1 rRNA gene is annotated in these 1,571 nt (G+C 51.2%); it reads right to left on the bottom strand.

From position 1 onward, the window contains the following. Positions 1-1,556, bottom strand: a 23S ribosomal RNA gene (locus tag ACYQ73_RS28060); the annotation flags it as partial. Positions 1,557-1,571 lie beyond the last annotated feature (15 nt).

Below are 1,571 nucleotides of genomic sequence, written 5' to 3'. Positions count from 1 at the left end.
AGTGTGCGGATTTGCCTACACACACGCCTTACTGCTTGGACGCGCATATCCAACAGCGCGCTTACCCTATCCTACTGCGTCCCCCCATTTCTCAAACGGTGAGGAGGTGGTACAGGAATATCAACCTGTTGTCCATCGCCTACGCCTATCGGCCTCGGCTTAGGTCCCGACTAACCCTGAGCGGACGAGCCTTCCTCAGGAAACCTTAGTCATACGGTGGACGGGATTCTCACCCGTCTTTCGCTACTCATACCGGCATTCTCACTTCTAAGCGCTCCACCAGTCCTTCCGATCTGACTTCAACGCACTTAGAACGCTCTCCTACCACTGACATCGTAGATGTCAATCCACAGCTTCGGTGAATCGTTTAGCCCCGATACATTTTCGGCGCAGCGTCACTCGACCAGTGAGCTATTACGCACTCTTTAAATGATGGCTGCTTCTAAGCCAACATCCTGGTTGTCTGTGCAACGCCACATCCTTTTCCACTTAACGATTACTTTGGGACCTTAGCTGGTGGTCTGGGCTGTTTCCCTTTTGACTACGGATCTTATCACTCGCAGTCTGACTCCCGTGTATAAATATCTGGCATTCGGAGTTTGTCTGAATTCGGTAAACCGGGATGGCCCCCTAGTCCAAACAGTGCTCTACCTCCAGTATTCTCATCACGAGGCTAGCCCTAAAGCTATTTCGGAGAGAACCAGCTATCTCCAAGTTCGATTGGAATTTCTCCGCTACCCACACCTCATCCCCGCACTTTTCAACGTGCGTGGGTTCGGGCCTCCAGTAAGTGTTACCTCACCTTCACCCTGGACATGGGTAGATCACCTGGTTTCGGGTCTACGACCACGTACTAATTCGCCCTATTCAGACTCGCTTTCGCTGCGGCTCCGCCTTCTAAAGCTTAACCTCGCACGTAATCGTAACTCGCCGGTTCATTCTACAAAAGGCACGCTATCACCCATTAACGGGCTCTAACTACTTGTAGGCACACGGTTTCAGGATCTCTTTCACTCCCCTTCCGGGGTGCTTTTCACCTTTCCCTCACGGTACTGGTTCACTATCGGTCACTAGGTAGTATTTAGCCTTGGGAGATGGTCCTCCCGGATTCCGACGGAATTTCACGTGTTCCGCCGTACTCAGGATCCACTCAGGAGAGAACGAACTTTCGACTACAGGGCTTTTACCTGCTCTGGCGGACCTTTCCAAGTCGCTTCATCTAACTCGCTCTTTTGTAACTCCGTATAGAGTGTCCTACAACCCCAAGAGGCAAGCCTCTTGGTTTGGGCTCTTCCCGTTTCGCTCGCCGCTACTCAGGGAATCGATTTTTCTTTCTCTTCCTCCAGGTACTTAGATGTTTCAGTTCCCTGGGTCTGCCTTCAAGACGCTATGTATTCACGTCAAGATACTACGCGATTAAACGTAGTGGGTTCCCCCATTCGGAAATCTCCGGATCAAAGCTCACTTACAGCTCCCCGAAGCATATCGGTGTTAGTGCCGTCCTTCATCGGCTCCTAGTGCCAAGGCATTCGCCGTGCGCCCTTAATAACTTAACCAAGTTATTAAGCCTA

The sequence above is a fragment of the Lysinibacillus sp. CTST325 genome, assembly GCF_054665055.1.
This window is presented reverse-complemented; position numbering and strand designations above follow the sequence as displayed.